The organism is Acetomicrobium sp. S15 = DSM 107314 (assembly GCF_016125955.1).
Taxonomy (GTDB): Bacteria; Synergistota; Synergistia; order Synergistales; family Thermosynergistaceae; genus Thermosynergistes; species Thermosynergistes pyruvativorans.
Genome location: NZ_JADEVE010000214.1, coordinates 1 through 269, shown reverse-complemented (window position 1 = coordinate 269; position 269 = coordinate 1). Strand labels below are relative to the sequence as shown.

At 53.2% G+C, this 269-nt stretch carries 1 pseudogene; it reads left to right on the top strand.

What is annotated here, in order from left to right:
- Positions 1-22 precede the first annotated feature (22 nt).
- Positions 23-269 (top strand): annotated as a pseudogene (locus tag EZM41_RS05845) (hypothetical protein); the annotation flags it as partial.

The following is a 269-nucleotide window of genomic DNA, read 5'->3' as shown; positions in this document are numbered from 1 at the left end:
TTCTCTTAGGGACGCCAGGCGCATGAGGGATCGGATGATTATAGAGCTTGAGGCTGAAGCTGACGGTGTGCCTTTGTGCGAAACCTTTGATAAAGTCGCCGAGGAATGGCTCGAAAAACGTGTTGTGCCCATACGCACCTTCGCAGATTGGGACGATGCCAAGGTGGGATTCATGGAGATGGACCTCGTAGCTCATGAAGGCGGTAACCCGAGTGGAGAATATGCCTTTACCCTAACCCTTACCGATGTGTGTTCCGGCTGGACGGAGA